The organism is Teredinibacter waterburyi, assembly GCF_001922985.1.
GTDB classification, from domain to species: Bacteria; Pseudomonadota; Gammaproteobacteria; order Pseudomonadales; family Cellvibrionaceae; genus Teredinibacter; species Teredinibacter waterburyi.
This window is the reverse complement of record NZ_MRUH01000043.1, coordinates 1-2,357: the sequence shown is the minus strand read 5'-3', so window position 1 is coordinate 2,357 and position 2,357 is coordinate 1. Positions and strand designations below refer to the sequence as shown.

The window sequence follows — 2,357 nt, the reverse complement described above, 5'->3', positions numbered from 1 at the left end:
TTAGAAGCCAGTGCCGCACAGTCGCGGTTTGGTAGATCGTAAACAACGAATTGGAACAGGTTCGCGCCCTGAGCCAAAGCTTCGTCTAGGTGACCGCGAAGACCAAGGCCGTCACCGTCCGCAGGGCCAGCGATAGCGCCGATGCGATCCATCCAAACGAAAGTACTTTCGTAAGCAATTTTCTCACCGTTTGGTTCTGCTGCTGCTTTAGCTGACCAAATAGGATCAACATACCAAGTAGCACCCACGAATGGGTTATCTAAACCCGAAGCATTGCCGCCGCCACTGGTAGAGGAGGAGCTAGAACTGCTTGAGCTAGAGGATGAACTTGAGCTGCTAGAAGAGCTAGAGCTAGAAGACGAGCTTGAGCTGCTTGATGAAGAGCTTGAGCTGCTGCTAGACGAACTAGAACTGCTAGATGAACTGCTTGAGGACGAACTAGAGCAGCTGCTTACAACACCGCCGCTGCCAGATTGACTCTCACAGGTGGTACGACCGATACAGCTTTGGCTGTTTTCCCAGCCCCAACCGCTAGATTGGTTTTGACACAATGGACGTGGAGCATCTTGGTACCACTGACACTGTTCAGTACATTGACCGCCACTTGTAGATGATGAAGAGCTAGAGCTTGAAGATGAACTGCTAGAGCTAGACGAGGAGCTGCTAGACGAACTGGAACTGCTAGAACTTGAAGACGAGCTGCTAGAAGAGCTAGAAGAGCTAGAAGACGAGCTGCTGGACGACGAACTTGAGCTGCTTGAAGAGCTAGAGCTTGAAGATGAACTTCCGCCGGAACAGGCTGCGCCGGTTACGGTTGGGGTTTCAGCTGAACCACCGTTGGTATTACCTTGAAAGCCAAATTCAACGGATTGGCCCGGTTGAATAGTACCGTTCCAGCCGTAGTTAGTGGCTGAGTAGGGGTTGCTACCGCTAACAGTGGCATTCCACGCATTGGTTACGGTGTTGTTGTTGTATTGCCAGCTTACGTTCCAACCGTTGATTGCACTGCTGCCATCATTGGTAATACGGATGTTGCCTTGGAAGCCTGAGCCCCACTGGTTTACAACATTATAGGTACAAGCCGCTTGCGATACGGCACTGAAAGCTGCAGCCGAAAGGCCCAAGCTCAGTGCTGCCGCAAGGCGGAAGCCCTTGGTTTTAGTAGTAATCATCAGAGAAAATCTCCTGTCAAAGTACATGGTTTTTATTATTAAAATGAGCAACACCAACCGCCAAAAATTGGCACAGCTAGGTTGAGTACAACGCCCCTTGCTTCTGATCAGAGATAAATACACAAGGCTTTATCCCCACTCATTCCTTTGAATACAGCTCCTTTCCTAGGCCGCGTCTTTTACTGCGCCAAGGTCTGTGTGTTCGAGCAATATTCGCTATTTCATCAAGTACCAACAGCGCTCAGCTAAACCGTAAGAGCGGGTTGCGATGCCGGCAAAGTGTCATTTGTGCTCAGTAAAATGGCGGCGTGTATCGTGCCTCACTGTTTACAGGTTAAAAACACTGCGTATACAAATGAGTCAGGTACGACTGCGGCGGCCCATCCTACCAAGGCTTTTGCTAATGATTCGACTATAAGTACTAAAAAATGGTTAAGTTGATTCGCCAGTTATTGTTATATCGGCTAGGTGGAGCTACAGCTGGTGGCCTTTACAAAATTATTATTATCAGTGTTGAGCTGCTGTTACGACGAGTTAATTCACGATCATAGATTTAAGTTGACAGTGCGTCTGTTCACTAGTTCGCAATAAATTTACCACAATGAGTGAAAGTGAAAAGTTTGGTAGCTAACACCGCCTCAGCGAGAAGAGGTATTTAGCGCCAAAAGCGACGTGATAGGGCCAGCCTAGTGAGCTGGTATTTGATGCTGAGGGTGCTTTGAGTCGTTTGTTCTAGATGGAAAAAAACCGCGCCTAACGGCGCGGTTTCAAGTTTAACGTCCGGGCTTAAGAACTATTTAAGCCTCATTCCACTTAGAGTGGAGGGTAAGCATTATTCAACAGTGTGTTGAATGCTTCAGGGAACCAGCGACCAGCGTGTGGAGCATTGTCCATCGCGTCAGTACCCACTTCAGTGTTGGAAGTGTTCTGTGAACCTGGGTCACACATTGGATCGTGCTGCTTGTTCGGGTCGTTAGGATCGATCTCGAAGTTAGGATCGCTCACACCGTCAGACTCGCCCTGTGGTTTGATCCAAACATAGGCATCAACACCAGTTTCTGGAGCAGCTGTTGGACGGAAACCAACACCACCGGCAACGTTACACCAGTTACCACGGTGTACACGACGGTCGATACGACTTTCATCAACATAGGTGTTTAGATCGGTGCTAGAGGAAGCGCCTGA

Annotated in this window: 2 protein-coding genes; both read right to left on the bottom strand. The window is 48.9% G+C overall.

The window, feature by feature from the left end; genetic code table 11:
* A partial coding sequence (locus tag IDZ20_RS04890) for a cellulose binding domain-containing protein (RefSeq protein WP_188150314.1) occupies positions 1-1,172 on the bottom strand: 1,172 nt, incomplete at its 3' end.
* Positions 1,173-1,985: 813 nt separating this feature from the next.
* Positions 1,986-2,357 (bottom strand): glycoside hydrolase family 6 protein (locus tag IDZ20_RS04885; RefSeq protein ID WP_188150313.1); only part of this gene is annotated, 372 nt, incomplete at its 5' end.